A 15,163-nucleotide genomic window follows, 5' to 3' on the forward strand; every position below is an offset into this window, starting at 1 on the left:
GGCGGGTGAAGACCCTGCTCATCGACAATTACGACTCGTACACGTACAACCTGTTCCAGCTGATCGCCGAGGTCAACGGCGAGGAGCCGGTGGTCGTGCTCAACGACGCCTCGGCCGACGACATTCCGATGTTGGGGGAATTCGACAACGTGGTGGTGTCGCCCGGGCCCGGCCACCCCGCACGAGCGCGTGACTTCGGTATCGCCGCCCGGTTGATCGCCGAGGCCGAGATTCCCGTCCTCGGCGTCTGCCTGGGACATCAGGGCATCGCGGTGGGGGAGAGAGCCGATGTCGAGCCCGCGCCGTGGCCCCGCCACGGTCACCTGTCCACGGTCCGGCACGACGGCCGCGATCTGTTCCGGGGCCTGCCGCAGAACTTCACGGTCGTCCGCTACCACTCGTTGTCCGTGCGCGAGCCGCTGCCGTCGGCCCTGGAGGCGACCGCCTGGTCCGAGGACGGCGTTCTCATGGGGCTGCGGCACCGCGAACGGCCGCTGTGGGGCGTCCAGTTCCACCCCGAGTCGATCCTCACCGACCACGGCCACCGGTTGCTGGTGAACTTCCGCGACCTCACGGCGGAACGGGCGGGCAGCCCCCGTACCGAGAACACGGCGGTCGCTCCCGTCACCGGTGCCCACCCGCCGTGCCCGGCCCTCTCGCGGCCGCCATCCCCGCCCCCGGCGGTCCCGTTCCGCCTACCGGCTGCACACCCGCCGTATCGCCGGCGCCGTCGACGCCGAGGCCGCCTTCACCCGGATGTACGCCGACGCGCCGCACGCCTTCTGGCTGGACAGCTCCCGCGTCGAGGAGGGCCTGTCGCGGTTCTCGTTCTTCGGCGACGGAAGCGGCCCCCTCGCCGAGGTCGTCCGCTACGACGTCGACAGCGGCCTGTGCGAGATCGAACGCGAGGGCCGGCCCACCCGCCGGGTCCGGGCGAGCGTCTTCGACTACCTCAAGCGGCAGTTGGCCGGCCGCAAGGTCGACGCGACAGGCCTGCCCTTCGACTTCACCGGCGGCTACGTCGGCTACTTCGGCTACGAACTCAAGGCCGACACCGGCTCCGCGAACCGGCACAAGGCCCAGACGCCCGACGCGGCCTGGCTGTTCGCGGACCGGCTGATCGCCGTGGACCACCAGGAGGGCCACACCTACGCGATCTGCCTCTCCGAGGACACCCCGGCGGCCTGCCGCGAGGCCGGCGACTGGCTCGACACCGCGCTGGCCCAGCTGACCTTCGTCGGCTCGGACGCCACGGTCCCCCTCAAGGCGGCCACCGCGCCCTACCCGCGCGCCGCCGAACCCTGGCTGGTCCGCGACCGCGCCACCTACCTCGCCGACATCGACGCCTGCAAGGCGGAGCTGAACGCGGGCACCAGCTACGAGGTCTGTCTGACCAACGCGGCCCGGTTACCCGCTCCCTACGATCCGTACGACTTCTACCGGGTGCTGCGCCGGATCAACCCCGCCCCGTACGCCTCCTACCTGAGGTTCGGCGACCTCGACATCGCGGGCTCGTCGCCCGAGCGCTTCCTGCGGATCACCCGCGACGGCATCGCCGAGGCCAAGCCCATCAAGGGCACCGCGCCCCGGGGCACCAGCCCGCAGGAGGACGACCGGCTTCGCGACGAACTGGCCGCCGACGCCAAGACCCGCGCCGAGAACCTGATGATCGTCGACCTGCTCCGCAACGACCTCGGCCGCGTCTCGCGGACCGGCTCCGTGAAGGTCACCCGCCTCATGGCCACCGAGACCTACGCCACCGTGCATCAACTCGTCTCCACGGTCGAGGGCAGACTGCGCGAGGGCACCGACGCCGTGGACTGCGTCCGGGCCTGCTTCCCCGGCGGTTCGATGACCGGGGCGCCCAAACTGCGCACCCTGGAGATCATCGACGCGCTGGAGACCGAGGCGCGCGGCGTGTACTCGGGAGCCCTCGGCTACCTCGGGTGCAGCGGCGGCGCGGACCTCAGCATCGTCATCCGTACCGCCGTGTTCCAGGGCGGCCGTATGCACCTGGGCGCGGGCGGAGCGATCGTCCTCGACTCCGATCCCGCCGCCGAGTACGACGAGATGCTGCTGAAGACGGCGGCACTGATGCGGGCCCACCGGGAGCATGCCTCCGCCCCGGCCGTCACCGAGGAGCCGACGCGATGACGATCACCACGACGTCCCGGCCCGCACGGCGGGCCGCCGACGCAGGCGCCCCCGGCAACCTGGCGGCCCGTCTCGCCGCCCTCGCCGAGCGACGGGGCTGGGCCGACCGTCCGGCCTTCCACCAGGGCCACCGGGCCTGGTCCCACGGCGAGATCCACGACCTCGCGGCCCGCACGGCCACCGTCCTCGCCGACCGCGGCGTCCGCCCCGGCGACCGCGTCCTCCTCGCCCTCCCGGACTCCGTCACCTGGGTCGCCACCTTCCTCGCCCTGGCCCGCCTGGGCGCGGTCGCGGTCCTGGTCAACCCCGAACTCACCCCGCCCGAACTCCAGTTCATGGCAGAGGACACGAACGCGGTCCTGTGGGTGACGGGACCCGGGCTGGACACATACCGTTCGGCCGGCATCCCCACGCCCCGTAAGGAGCGCGGGGCAGTGACACCTGCGGCTCCGCCGCGTGGGCGCGACCAGCCACGCACGATCCGCACGGAGAAGACGGCGGCAGCGGCCCCACGCCTCAGTTCCGACCAACTGACGGCCCTGAGCACCACAGCCACGCCCAGGAAGACGGCCCACCCCGTCGACGCCCACACCCCCCTGTACATCCAGTACACCTCCGGAACCACCGGCCACCCCAAGGGTGTCGTCCACGTCCACGGTGACCCCAAGACGTACCACGACCTCATCGGCCGGCGGCTCCTGCGCATCACCCCCGACGACGTCACCCTCTCCGTCTCCCGGCTGTACTTCGCCTACGGCTTCGGCAACGCCCTGGTCTTCCCGCTCTTCTCCGGCTCCTCCGCAGTTCTCGTCGACCGCCGTCCCACCCCCGCGGCGGTCGACGAACTCGTCGCCCGGCACCGTGTGACGCTCCTGTACTCGGTGCCCTCCGCGTACGCCGCCCTCGTCACCGACCTGGCGGACGGCCACCAGGACTGCTTCGCCTCGGTGCGCGCCGCGGTGTCGGCCGGCGAGGGCATGCCCGCCGGACTCGGCACGCGGGTCACCGAACTGCTCGGCGCCCCCGTCCTCGAACAGATCGGCTCCACCGAGGCCGGCCACGCCTTCTGCGCCAACAGCTTCGACCACAACCACCCCGGTACGGTCGGCCGGCCCGTCCCCGGCTTCGAGGTCGAACTCCGCGACCGCGCCGGCAAGCCGGTGCCGGACGGCGAGACGGGCGAACTCTGGGTGCGCGGACCGACGGTGACACCCGGCTACCTGAACCGGCCCGAGGAGACCGCCCGCACCCTCGTCGGCGGCTGGCTCGCCACCCGGGACCGGGCCGTCCGCGAATCCGACGGCACCTACCGCCATCTCGGCCGCGCCGACGACATGGAGATGGTCGGCGGCATCACCGTCTCCCCGCTGGAGGTGGAGGCGCTGCTGCGCACCCATCCCGGCGTCCGTGACGTCGCCGTCGCCGCCGTCACCGACGAGCGCGGCGCCAGCAGACTGCGGGCCTTCGTCGTCCCCGTCCCGCCCATCGGGGTGGGCCTGGAGGCCGAACTGATCTGCATGGCCCGCGACAGACTCGCCGCCTTCAAGGTCCCCCGCAGCGTCAGCTTCGTGCCCACGCTGCCCCGCACGGCGACCGGCAAGCTCCGCCGCCACCTCGTCCGCCAAGGAGCGTGGTGAGCCATGGCCGACACCCTCGTCCCCGCAGAAAGGTCCGCCGCCATGCGAGACCGGCTCCCCACCGACCGGCAACCCGCCCTCGCCGGCCGCGGCTTCTACCTGGGCTCGATGTTCAGAGAGGCCGCCGACCGCCACGGACCCGTCTTCGTCACGCTGGACCGGCCCCTCGACGTCAACCCCGACATCGGCACCGACCTCACCTACACCGTCCTCGCCGACCTCGTCGACGAACTCTCCGGGCGCCTGTGGGAAGCGGGCGTACGCCCCTCCGAGGAGGTGGTGGTCCACAAGACCGACAACGTCGACATCGTGCTGCTGACCTGCGCGGTCTCCCGGATCGGCGCCGTTCCCGTCCTGCTCTCGCCCGGCCTCGCCGGCCCGGTGGTCGGACAGCTCCTCGAACGGCTGCACAAGCCCTGGCTGATCACCGACCGGGCCAAGCTCGATGGGCCCCTGCAGGACGTCGACCTCACCGGCCTGGTCCGCCGCACACTCGGTGTCGACGACGCCCCGGGCGCGGAACCGCTGCAGAAGTACCAGGGCGCCCCGACCCCGGCAGCGGTCCGCCTGCACCCCCGGGACGCCTCCCTCATCACCCACAGCTCCGGCACCACCGGACTGCCCAAGCTGGCCGTGCACTGCCCGAACACCATGTGGAACCGGCTCGTCCCGCAGAAGGCGATGGGCTGGCCCACCCGGGGCGAGACCGCCGCCCTGCACATGTCGTTCGTGCACTCGCGCTTCTACCACCTGCTCGGCGTCCTGCTGCACTTCGGCAGCCCGCTGCTGCTGATCATCGACCCGGAACCGTCGAACGTCGGCCCGCTGCTGGCCCGCCACCGCCCCGGCATCGTCGAGACCCACCCCAACACCTTCGTGCTGTGGGAGGAGTTGGCCGACGCGCCCGGTGCCCCGCTGTCCCGCGTCCGCTCCTACGGCTCCACCTTCGACGCCATCCACCCACGGACCGTGCAGCGGCTCCTGGACGCCTCGCGGCGCCGCTCGCCCTGGCTCATCCAGCTGTACGGGCAGAGCGAGACGGGCCCGGTCGCCTTCCAGTGGTTCACCCGCCGCAGCGCCGCCCGCGCCGATGGCCGCCGGGTCGGCATCGGCATCCCCGGCTTCACCCGCGTCCGGGTGGCCGACGACGCCGGGCGGCGGGTCGCCCCCGGCACCGCCGGCCGGATCGAGGCCCGCACCCGGGGCCGCATCCTCACCTACCTGGGCGCCCGGGACCGCTATCTGCGCCAACTCGACAGCGGCTGGTGGCAGATGGGCGACATGGGCTACCAGAGCCGCTGGGGCGCCCTCTACCTCATCGACCGTGAGATCGACCAGATCGACTCCGTGCACAGCAACCTGGAGGTCGAGGACACCCTGATGTCCCGACTGGAGGAACTGCGCGAGGTCGTCATCGTCCCCGGCGCCGACCGCGAACCCGTCCCCGTGGTCTGCGTGCGCGGCGAACGGCCCCTGGACCTACGGCGCTGGCACGAGGCCACGGCCGATCTGCCCGCCATGGCGAAGCCGAGGCAGTGGCGCTTCGACGAACTGCCGATGACCTCCACCTGGAAGGTCAAGCGCGTCGAGATCACCCGCATGCTCGCCGAGAGCGCCCGCGCATGACGACCCCCGCCCTCGTCGTGGGCGCCGGGCCCGTGGGGCTGGCCGCCGCCCTCGCCCTGCGCGCCCACGACCTGCCCGTCACCCTGCTGGAAGCCGACCCCGAGGGCCGTGAACGCCCCGGCAGCCGCGCCCTGTTCGTGCACCGCGAGACCCTGCACCTGCTGGAGGAGATCCGTCCGGGGCTCGCCGCCGAGATCGCCGGGTACGGGCGGACCTGGCACACCAGGCGCACCCTCTACCGGGGCCGCGAGGTCTACGCCCGCACCTTCCCGCCGCCCACCGGCATTCCGCCCTTCACCAGCCTCCGCCAGGTGGACACCGAGCGCTTCCTGCTCGCCGCCTGCCGGGAGGCCGGCGTGAAGTTCGTGTGGGGCGCACGGATCACCGCCGTACGCACCGACCCGGACGGGGTGACCCTCACCGGCGAGGACGGCCGGACCTGGACGGGCACCCACGCGGTCGCCGCCGACGGCGCCCGCTCGGCGGTACGCCGCGAACTGGGCATCCCCCTGGAGGGCACCCACGGCGAGGGCTTCCACGTCGTGGTGGACCTCGCCGACATCCCCGGCGCCGCACTGCCCCTGGAGCGGGTCTTCCACTACGAGCACCCGGCCCTCGGCGGCCGCAGTGTCATGCGGGTGCCGTTCACCGGCGGCTTCCAGCTCGACCTCCAGTGCCGCGACGACGACGCGACAGAGGACCACGGCACCCGGGAGGCCGTACGCCGCTGGCTGCCCGACGTCGTCGGCGACGGCTACGGCGAGCGGATCCTGTGGGTGTCCACCTACCGCTTCCTGCGCAAGGTCGCCGCCGACTTCACCGACCCGCACCGCCGGGTGCTGCTGGCCGGCGAGGCCGCGCACCTCTTCCCGCCGTTCGGGGCGCGTGGCATGAACAGCGGCATCGCGGACGCGGTCGCCGCGGCCCGAGCGATGGCGGAGGGCACCCCCCATGCCGTCGACTCCTTCGCCGGGATCCGGCGTGCGGCGGGCCTGTTCAACAGCGCCGCCGCCGGCACCGCCCTGGACCATCTGCGGCCCCGGCGCCGTATCGTCCGTGTCAAGCAGCGGGCGGCGGCCGCCCTCGCCCCGATGGTGCCCCGCTGCGGAGCCTGGCTGGAGCACGCGCCCTACGGCCCCCGGCACGGCGCCCCGGCCGTCGCGGGCCGCAAGTACTGAACCGGAAGACCCACAGGAGCACTGAGTGACACAACCCGCCATCGCGGAAGGTCTGCTGACCTGGTCACCCGAACACGGTCTCGTCCCCGGCCAGGCACAGGGCGGACGCCTCCTCGTAGCGGACTCATGGCTGCTGCGCGACGGACGGGTGCGCGGCTTCGACCGGCACCGCGAACGGTTCGTACGGTCCTGCGGCGAGTGCGGCGCGCCGCCCCTGACACAGGTCGTCGACTTCTGGCAGGACATGACCGGAGCCCTGCCACGCACGGGGGAGTGGTTCCCCCGTGTGGAACTCGCGGCGGGATCGCTGGAGTTGAGGGTGCTGCTGCGGCACGCCCCGCAGCTCACGGCCGAGATCCGGGTGTGGGCGGCCGGCCAGCCCGACCCGCGCACCGTGCCCCGCCGCAAGGGACCCGACCTCGACGCCCTGGCCCGGGTGCGCAGACGGGCGGCCGGGGCCGAAGCCGACGAGGCGGTACTGATCGCGCCCTCCGGTCTGGTGCTGGAGGCCGCCAACTCCAGCCTGCTGTGGTGGGAGGAGGACACCCTCTGCCTCCCGCCGCCCCGGCTGCCGCTCCTCGCCGGTGTCACCACGGCCCTCGTCCTGGAGCACGCGGCCCGCACCGGAGTACGGGTCGACCACCGCGAGCGCTCCCTCGGAGAGCTGGACGGACGCGAGGTGTGGCTGGTCAACGCCCTCCACGGCATCCGCCCGGTCGTCGCCTGGACCGGACGACCGATGACCCCCGGCCGGGCCGTCCGCGCCCCCGAATGGCGCCGCTGGCTGGACGGGCTCATGCGGCCGCTGCCCGACCACTGAATTCAACAACGATGTACGGGCGCGCAGCAGCGCCGGGCCGAAGAGGAATTCGGCCCGGCGCTGAAAGTCGTTCGCGGTACTTCTTCGCGGCATTTCGATGAATCTTCTGGAATTTCCCGGAATTCCGGAATCCCGGGCCTGTGGGGCTACTTCTGGGCGGGCTGGTAGGCCCCCGGGAGCATCCGCGTCGCGATGGCGATCCGGTTGTACGCGTTGATCACGGTCGCCGCCCAGATCAGCGCCGCGATCTGCTCCTCGTCGAACACCTCGGCGGCCTCGGCGTAGACGTCGTCGGGCACGTGCCCGTCGTGGACCAGCGTCACCGCCTCCGCCAACGCCAGGGCTGCGCGCTCGCGGGCGGAGAAGAAGGGGGTCTCGCGCCAGGCGCTGAGCGCGTAGATCCGCTGCTCGGTCTCGCCCTGCGCACGGGCGTCCTTGGTGTGCATGTCCAGGCAGAAGGCGCAGCCGTTGATCTGCGAGGCGCGAATTCGGATCAGTTCGAGGATCTCGGGCTCGACCTTCGCGTCCCGGGCCGCGGAAACGGCGGCACCGTGCAGGGAGCCCATCGCCCCGGAGACATCGGGGGTAATTTTCTTCAACGCCACGCGAGTTATGGATTCGCTGTTGCTCATGGGGGTAACTGTATATCCGAATTCCCGGCTGTGTAACTGTTTCGTCTCAGCGTGGGCTCTGCCACAACCGTCACAGCCGGTGGCCTGTCTAGGCAGGCAGGACCTACAAACCACGTGAAAGGGAAAGGCCCGCCATGGGGGACATAGGCAGAAGAGGCGCCGTCGCACTCACGATCACCGGACTGCTGACACCGCTCACGCTCGCGCTCGGCACCGCGCCCGCGCAGGCGGCGAGTTGTACGACGTCGACGGGGCCGTACCAGAAGCAGGTCGAGAAGTTCCTCGGCCGGACGGTCGACGGCAAGCAGTCCGCCGGCGACTGCAAGGCGATCAAGGCCTTCCAGGCCAAGCACGGCATCACCCCGACCATCGGCTACGCGGGATCCGTCACCTGGGGCGTGATGGACCTCATGAACAAGCAGAAGGCCGTGGGCAAGAACCCCGACAAGGCCGGCAAGTGCCCCACGAACAAGGGCCGCATCGCCTGTGTGAACCTCACCCTCCAGCTCAGCTGGATCCAGGACGGCAACAAGCTCGTCTACGGCCCCGTCCCGGTCCGCACCGGCCGGAACGGTGACGAGACCCGCACCGGTCTGAAGAAGATCTACTGGCGGAACATCGACCACGTCTCGTCGATCTACCACGTGCCCATGCCCTACGCCCAGTTCTTCGACGGCGGCCAGGCCTTCCACTCCGCCGGCGTCAGCATGTGGAACCCGCCGGGCTCCCGCGGCTGCGTCAACATGACCAAAACCGACGCCAAGAAGTACTGGTCGCTGCTGAAGAAGGGCGACGACGTCTTCGTGTACGGCCGCAAGCCGGGCACCTGACGGAGAGCCAGGAGCCCGGCCGGCGACGGAGGCGGAACGTCACGCCTCGGGGGCGTCCCCGAAGTCCGGGATCTCCAGCCGTACCCCACCCTGCCGCGCGGACTCGTGCGCGACGATCCCCGGCAGGGTGTAGCGGGCCGCGACCCAGGCGTTGACCGAGGGCAGCGTCCGGGTGTTGACGGCGGTCACGAAGTCGTCCACCAGGAAGTGGTGGCTGCCCTCGTGCCCGTTGTGCAGATGGTCGAACTCCCTCGGCAGCCGTGACCGGTCGTGCACCGGCGCCGACCCGGAGGTGAAGGCGGCTCGCAGATCCGGCGCGATGTGCTGGAGCGAGGGATCGTCCGGGGGCAGGGTGGGCTTGGGCTCCAGGAGTTCACTGATGTCCTCGACGCCCTTCTTGTCCTGCCAGAACGCCACCGTCGCGAGCTGCTCCATACTGGCGTCCGTGCCGAAGAACCGGAACCGCGACTCCCGTATCTGCGAGGGGTAACCGACCCGCCGGAACTCGTTCGTACGGAACGAACCGCCGCCCGCCACCTCGAACAGCGCGGTCGCGTTGGAGAAGTCGTTGCCGAACTGGCTGACCTCCTTGTCGAACACCCCGTCACCGCGCCCGTCCACGACGCCGATCGCGGAGACGCTCACCGCGTGCGTCTGCCAGGCGCCCAGCACCCCGCCCACCGAGTGCGTCGGGTACAGCAGCGGCGGATAGCTGGCGGTCCGCTTCCACTCCTCGCCGCCGCTGTACCGGTAGGCCTCGTAGAACCCCAGGTCCATGTCGTGGACGTAGTCGCCCTCGGCGTAGAAGACCCGCCCGAACGCGCCCTCCGTCATCCGGTTGCGGGCGTGCACGGTCGCCGGGTTGTACTGGCTCGTCTCACCCATCATGTACGTCAGCCCGGTCGCCCTGACCGCGTCGATGATCGCCGCGATCTCGTCGGCGGTGATCGCCATGGGGACCGCGGAGTAGACGTGCTTGCCGGCGTTCAGGCCCTGGAGCACCAGCGGCCCGTGCGTCCAGCGCTGGGTGAAGATCGCGACGGCGTCGACCGCCTTCGACTCCAGCATCGCCTCGTACGACGGGAAGGTGCCGGCCAGTTGCTGGGCGGCCACGAGGGTTTCGGCCCGCTCGGGCAGCAGATCGGTGACGTAGACGTCGCCGACGCCGGGGTGCGCCTGGAACAGCGTGGCGAACTGGCCGGAGAACTGGCCGGCGCCCACGATGCCGAGGGAGAACGTCATCTGAGGAATGTCCTTCACTGGTCGGGAATCAGGCTGATCTGGTCGTTGGTCTCGTCGGGGTCGCTGACCGGCGCCCCGTTGCCGGCCGGGGTGGCGGGGAGGACGCCCCCGCACCGGTCGACCGTGGTCCGGCAGGGGCCGTTCATCATGCTGGCGCGCTTGCCGGTGGGCGCGGCAGGGGTCGCCGAGGTGGCCATGCGAGTTTCTCCGTTCCGTCAGCCGAGGTCGCTCCGGCCGGCCCTGGTGAGCCGGTACTGCGCAGACCCGCCACCACGTTGGACATCAGGTACGGCGTGAGCACGATGCCGCGCAGGGTCGGCCAGAGCAGGAAGACCAGGAAGCCGAGCATCGCCGGGGCGACGAAGTCGGCGGCCAGGAGGCCGGTGCCGCGCCTGCTGCGGGGCGGGGGACTGCTGGAGGCGATGGTCATCGGTGCTCCCTCATCGGCGGCGGTGCCTCTGACTCCGGCTCTTTACTTTCGTGTCGAAAGAATTATGGCGTCAAGGGGTGGGGAACTCTTCCGCGAGCGGTCTTCGGTCGAGATGGAGCGGCTATGTTGTTTCCGTGACGAAAGGAACAAGGTGTGGGAGTCTGGCCCCCATGACCGCACGCGATGCCGGCTGGCCGCCGCTCAGTCCCGGAGAACGCGCCGTGGCGATCCAGGTGCTCGTGCACGGCCCGCTCTCGCGTACGGACCTTGCCCGGCGCCTCGGCCTGTCCGCGGGAAGCCTCACCCGGCTGACCAAGCCGCTGATCGAGTCGGGGCTGCTGGTCGAGACCGCCGAGGGTGCCCCCTTCCCCGAGGTCCGGCAGGGACGCCCCTCGCAGCCGCTGGACGTCGTCGCCGAATCCCGCTCCTTCGTCGGCTTCAAGATCACCGACGACATGGTGTACGCCGTGGTCACCACGCTGCGCAGCGAGATCGTCACCCGCCACGACCGTCCGCTCCCCACGCACGAGCCGGAGCGGGTCGTCGACCTGCTCGCCGAGATGACCGCCGAACTCGCCCGTACGCACCCCTCGTTGGCCGGCATCGGCATCGGGGTCGGCGGCCTCGTCCGGCGGCGCGCGGTGGTCGGCGAGTCGCCCTTCCTGTCGTGGCGCGACGTGCCGCTGGCCGAACTCGTCGAGGAGCGCACCGGTCTGCCGGTGGTCGTCGAGAACGACGTCGCCGCGCTCGTAGAGGCCGAGACCTGGTTCGGCGCGGGGCGCGGCCTCGACCGGTTCGTCGTCCTCACCATCGGCGCGGGGATCGGCTACGGGCTGGTCCTGGGAGGCAGACGGGTCACCTGCGCCGAGGAGGACCGGGGGTTCGGCCGCCACTGGATCGTGGACCCCACCGGACCGCTCACCCCCGACGGGGAGCGCGGCAGCGCCGTCTCGCTACTGAGCATCCCCAGCATCCGCTACCAGGTGGAAGCGGCGACCGGACGTGCGGTGACGTACGAGGAGATCCTGGCCGGCGCGGCCGAGGGGGAGCCGATGTGCGCGCGGGTCGTCGGCGAGGCGGGGCGGGCGCTGGGGATCCTGGTGGCCCAGATCGCCAACTTCGTGATGCCGCAGAAGATCCTGCTGGCGGGGAAGGGTGGGGCTGATGGCGGTGGCGGGGGAGAGCGTGCGCGAGGCGGTCCGGGCCCATCGGCATCCGCTGGCCGCGCCCGTGCCCCTGGAGACGAAGGTGTCCGACTTCCACGACTGGGCCCGTGGGGCGGCCGTGCTGGCCATTCAGGTGCTCGTGCTCGGAACGGTGGAGCCGTAAACGCAGAGTGATCAGCTTCACGGTCCGTAATGTCGGAAGTGGCACCTTTACTCACATCGGCTTCACGTTCGAAGACATATGGTTTACACCATGTCCACCACCCCTGATGTCGTCCTGGAAAGAGCGGAAGTACCGGCGCGAACGGCCGCCGAGGTCAACGAGGAGATCCGGGCGCTCTGGTTCCGGAGCGGTGGGACGTTGAACAGGGAGCAGCGGAGCGAGTACGAACGTCTGGTTCTCGAGTGGGCGGCCGCTTCGTAGGTCGTCGGCCGCGGGGCCGGTGGGGGCTGCTCGCGCGGTCCCCGCGCCCCTTCGGAGCGCGCCCCTCGAAGGGGCGCGCTCGACTCGTTTCCGGCCCCGGCTCTGTGCGCTTCTAGCCCCAGCTCCGTGAGTACTGGCGGCGGTACGCCTGGCGGTCCTGTTCCGTGCGGATGAAGCGGGTGGCCGCCAGGGCGACCATGCTGCCGGCGATGACCAGCAGCCCGGGGCCGACGTTGCGGGGGTCGACGAGTCGGTCGAGGAGGTCTGAGGCGGCCTCGATGGACTCGACGGACTCCACGGCACCCGGTTCGGCGGAGCCCGGCGCGGCGGCACCCTGGGCATCCTCCTCGGAACCGTCGCCCGCCGCGGTCGGCCGGACGGCGGACTGCGGCAGACCGTTCAGCTGGACACCGAGATCGTCGAGGGCGTCGGACAGCGGCTGGAAGAACGTCGTGCCGCCCTCCTCGCAGTCGCCGTTGCCGCCCGAGGTCACCCCGAGCGCCACGCCCTCCGAGAAGAGCGGGCCTCCGCTGTCGCCCGGCTCGGCGCAGACCGTGGTCTCGATGAGACCGGAGACCGTGCCCTCGGGGTAGTTGACCGTGGCGTCGAGGCCGGTCACCTCGCCGTTGCGGAAGCCGCTGGTGCTGCCGCTGCGGAAGACCCGCTGGCCGACCGCAGCGTCACCGACGGACGTGATGCGCACACCGCGGCCGTCGCCGACGGAGACGACGTTGGTCTTGTTGCTCGGCGCGTCCTGGAGGTACTGGACGAGCGAGTAGTCGGCGCCGGGGAAGTCGGTCTCGGTCGTCCGGCCGATCTCCTGCCGGCCCTGGTCGTCCGAGAACCACACGGAACCCGCGGGGCCGCAGTGCCCGGCGGTCAGCATGAAGTCGTTCTCGCCGTCGGTCACGTTGAAGCCGATCGAGCAGCGGCCGCCGGTGCCGAAGATCGGCTGAGCGCCGTTGAGCCGCATCGTGTACGCGCCCTCGGTGCGCTCCATCCGTACGGAACCGCCGATCTCCTCGGCGAGGTCGGTCAGGCTCGACCAGTCCTTCTTGGAGACGGTGCTGTCGGCGCGCACCACCACCTCGTTGGAGGCGGGGTCGATCGCCCAGGAGGTGCCCGGCACCCGGGGCGCCGAACGCAGTGCCTCCGTGGCGGACTTCAGGTCCTCGCCGCTGTACTCGACCATCTTCGGGCGGGCGCCCGCCCGCTCGACCTCGGCGGCGGCCTTCTCGTCGGTGACGGCGACGACCGGGCTGCCGTCCTCGGCGATCCAGGTGCCCGCCGTCCGCTCGGTGCCGAGTTCGCTCAGCAGGCTGTTCCCGGTGCCGGACGCGGCCAGCACCGCGCTGGGGGTCGCGGGCGGGGTGACGGCGGGTTCGGTCGCCATCGCCGCCTGCGTGACCATCAGGGCTCCGCAGATCACTCCACCCGCGGCTGTCAGCCGCGCCACCCGCTTCACGACTCGTCGTCGTGCGTGCCTCATCGCCTGGCTCCCGAACCCCGTCCGACACGGTGTCAACACCGCCAGGGCGTCCGGTCCTTGAGCGCCCTCCTTTCATACGTGCGATGACCGGCACATGTTCACCAGTTCGCGTCGACGAATCCCAACGTCCGGTTCATGGCGATCGCCCGGCTGTTGGCCGGGTGGTGGACCGTACGGACGGTGCTCACCCCGCACATCCCGGCGAACCCGATGCCGAAGGTCTTCATGGCCACCGAGATGCCCCGGCCGCGATGCCCGGTCCGCACGCCGGTCATCTCGTTGAACACGAATCCGGAATCGCGGCGGTCCGAGGTGGCCGCCATGCCGATCCACCGGTCGCCGTCGAGGGCCAGCACGACACCGCGCGGGTCGTAGGAGGGCACCTCGAAGCGGAGCCGGTGGTACTCGGCGTAGGCGAAGAAGGCGCCGCGCTCGGGGATGTCGGCCGAGCACTCCTTGTTGAGGTCGTACAACGCCCGGCGGTTCTCCGGGGTGTCGCCGAGTTCGGAGAGGGTCGTCAGCCGGATGCCGGAGGTCCGGCACTTGTCGACGTACGGCTGGAAACGTGCCAGGTCGAAGTGGGTGACGTCCAGTTGGAGCCGGACCAGGTGTGTCGCCATCAGCGCTTGCCTCCCACGCCGCAGTACATGGCCACTTCCTCCGGTTCGCCGGCGTCCTCGTCGGTGGGCTCCGGGCGCCAGCGCGAGCAGGAGACGACGCCCGGTTCGAGGAGGTCGAGGCCGTCGAAGAAACGGGCCACCGTCTCGGGGGTGCGCTGGTTCAGCCGCGGGGTGCCGTGCGCGTTCCACCAGGCCGCCGCGATGTCCACGTCGGGCCACCGCGGATCGGTGACGGTGTGCGAGAGCATCAGATGGCTGCCGGAGGGCAGCGCGGCCATGAGGCGGCGGACGATGCCCTGCGGGTCCTCCTCGTCGGCCACGAAGGCCATCACGTCGAGCAGCATCAGCGCGACCGGCCGGCTCAGGTCCAGGGTCCGCGCGGCGTGTTCGAGGATCGAGTCGACGTTGCGCACGTCCTCGTCGACGTGGTCCGTACGGCCCTCGGGCGCGCTCGTCAGCAGGGCCCGCGCGTGCACCAGGACCAGCGGGTCGTTGTCGACGTAGACGATCCGTGCGTCCGGCAGGACGCGCTGGGCGACCTCGTGGGTGTTCTCCGCGGTCGGCAGCCCGGCGCCGATGTCCAGGAACTGCCGGATCCCCAGGTCGGCGGCGAGATGGCGCACCGCCCGGCGCAGGAACCGCCGGTCCGCCCGGGCGTAGTCGTGGATGCTCGGATGCAGTCGGCGGATCTCGTCCCCGGCCTTGCGGTCGACCTCGTAGTAGTCCCTGCCGCCGAGCCAGTAGTTCCAGATCCGCGCAGCGCTCGGCCGCGTGGTGACGATGCGACGGTTCAGCGACGAGGAGGGGAAGTCCGAGGTGGCCGGGTTGTCCGTCACGGCATCAACTCCTGGATCTTCTGTGAAAGTGCGCTCGTCCAACGGGCAATGTAGACCCGCCGGTTGGTGTTTGCCGAGC

The 15,163-nt window shown here is 71.2% G+C and carries 12 protein-coding genes and 3 pseudogenes; 8 read left to right on the forward strand and 7 right to left on the reverse strand.

Translation table 11 applies throughout. The features are described 5' to 3' along the window. Positions 1 to 5: 5 nt before the first annotated feature. The 5 genes and pseudogenes from pabB to E4N62_RS41430 all read left to right on the forward strand — a co-directional run bounded on the left by pabB (position 6) and on the right by E4N62_RS41430 (position 7,415). A pseudogene (gene pabB / locus E4N62_RS41410) lies at positions 6 to 2,154 on the forward strand (aminodeoxychorismate synthase component I). Further along, a complete protein-coding gene (locus E4N62_RS41415) occupies positions 2,151 to 3,791 on the forward strand; it encodes a benzoate-CoA ligase family protein (RefSeq protein WP_230223226.1) in 1,641 nt (546 codons plus the stop codon). The pseudogene pabB and the gene E4N62_RS41415 overlap by 4 nt, the downstream one beginning before the upstream one ends. 3 nt (positions 3,792 to 3,794) lie before the next feature. Next, positions 3,795 to 5,417: a class I adenylate-forming enzyme family protein gene (locus E4N62_RS41420; RefSeq protein ID WP_230223110.1), complete on the forward strand. Its 1,623-nt coding sequence runs from the start codon at positions 3,795 to 3,797 to the stop codon at positions 5,415 to 5,417. Further along, positions 5,414 to 6,595, forward strand: coding sequence for an FAD-dependent monooxygenase (locus E4N62_RS41425; RefSeq protein ID WP_230223113.1), 1,182 nt, complete (start codon positions 5,414 to 5,416; stop codon positions 6,593 to 6,595). Before E4N62_RS41420 ends, E4N62_RS41425 begins: the two co-directional genes overlap by 4 nt. 25 nt (positions 6,596 to 6,620) lie before the next feature. Continuing rightward, positions 6,621 to 7,415 (forward strand): aminotransferase class IV, encoded by a 795-nt coding sequence (locus E4N62_RS41430; protein WP_230223115.1) that lies wholly within the window; start codon positions 6,621 to 6,623, stop codon positions 7,413 to 7,415. 146 nt (positions 7,416 to 7,561) lie between these two features. Here the strand turns inward: E4N62_RS41430 and E4N62_RS41435 are convergent, their stop codons facing one another. Then, the gene (locus E4N62_RS41435) at positions 7,562 to 8,047 is read right to left on the reverse strand and encodes a carboxymuconolactone decarboxylase family protein (RefSeq protein ID WP_230223117.1); all 486 of its coding nucleotides are present in this window, start codon (positions 8,045 to 8,047) and stop codon (positions 7,562 to 7,564) included. Between the two features lie 134 nt (positions 8,048 to 8,181). Between E4N62_RS41435 and E4N62_RS41440 the strand changes: the two genes are divergently transcribed. Continuing rightward, positions 8,182 to 8,877 (forward strand): L,D-transpeptidase family protein, encoded by a 696-nt coding sequence (locus E4N62_RS41440; protein WP_230223119.1) that lies wholly within the window; start codon positions 8,182 to 8,184, stop codon positions 8,875 to 8,877. A gap of 39 nt (positions 8,878 to 8,916) precedes the next feature. Here the strand turns inward: E4N62_RS41440 and E4N62_RS41445 are convergent, their stop codons facing one another. From E4N62_RS41445 to E4N62_RS49910, 3 genes and pseudogenes are all read right to left on the reverse strand, one after another. Beyond that, positions 8,917 to 10,119 (reverse strand): Gfo/Idh/MocA family protein, encoded by a 1,203-nt coding sequence (locus tag E4N62_RS41445; protein WP_230223121.1) that lies wholly within the window; start codon positions 10,117 to 10,119, stop codon positions 8,917 to 8,919. A 14-nt stretch (positions 10,120 to 10,133) separates the two neighbouring features. Beyond that, positions 10,134 to 10,268, reverse strand: coding sequence for a hypothetical protein (locus E4N62_RS48380; RefSeq protein WP_268270409.1), 135 nt, complete (start codon positions 10,266 to 10,268; stop codon positions 10,134 to 10,136). Positions 10,269 to 10,411: 143 nt separating this feature from the next. After that, positions 10,412 to 10,549 (reverse strand): annotated as a pseudogene (locus E4N62_RS49910) (sugar ABC transporter permease); the annotation flags it as partial. A 170-nt stretch (positions 10,550 to 10,719) separates the two neighbouring features. On the opposite strand from E4N62_RS49910, the pseudogene E4N62_RS41455 reads away from it, so the two are divergent. Then, positions 10,720 to 11,878 (forward strand): annotated as a pseudogene (locus E4N62_RS41455) (ROK family protein). Between the two features lie 78 nt (positions 11,879 to 11,956). Further along, a complete protein-coding gene (locus tag E4N62_RS41460) occupies positions 11,957 to 12,139 on the forward strand; it encodes a hypothetical protein (RefSeq protein ID WP_020115084.1) in 183 nt (60 codons plus the stop codon). A 112-nt stretch (positions 12,140 to 12,251) separates the two neighbouring features. Here E4N62_RS41460 and E4N62_RS41465 read toward each other — a convergent pair whose 3' ends face one another. From E4N62_RS41465 to E4N62_RS41475, 3 genes are all read right to left on the reverse strand, one after another. Beyond that, positions 12,252 to 13,628, reverse strand: coding sequence for a S1 family peptidase (locus E4N62_RS41465; protein ID WP_230223123.1), 1,377 nt, complete (start codon positions 13,626 to 13,628; stop codon positions 12,252 to 12,254). Positions 13,629 to 13,726: 98 nt separating this feature from the next. Beyond that, positions 13,727 to 14,248, reverse strand: a complete 522-nt coding sequence (locus E4N62_RS41470; protein WP_230223125.1) for a GNAT family N-acetyltransferase — start codon at positions 14,246 to 14,248, stop codon at positions 13,727 to 13,729. Then, complete coding sequence (locus E4N62_RS41475; RefSeq protein WP_230223127.1) at positions 14,248 to 15,084, reverse strand: SAM-dependent methyltransferase; 837 nt, start codon at positions 15,082 to 15,084, stop codon at positions 14,248 to 14,250. The genes E4N62_RS41470 and E4N62_RS41475 overlap by 1 nt, the downstream gene beginning before the upstream one ends. Positions 15,085 to 15,163: the final 79 nt, after the last annotated feature.

The sequence above is a fragment of the Streptomyces sp. MNU76 genome, assembly GCF_020982545.1.
Taxonomy (GTDB): Bacteria; Actinomycetota; Actinomycetes; order Streptomycetales; family Streptomycetaceae; genus Streptomyces.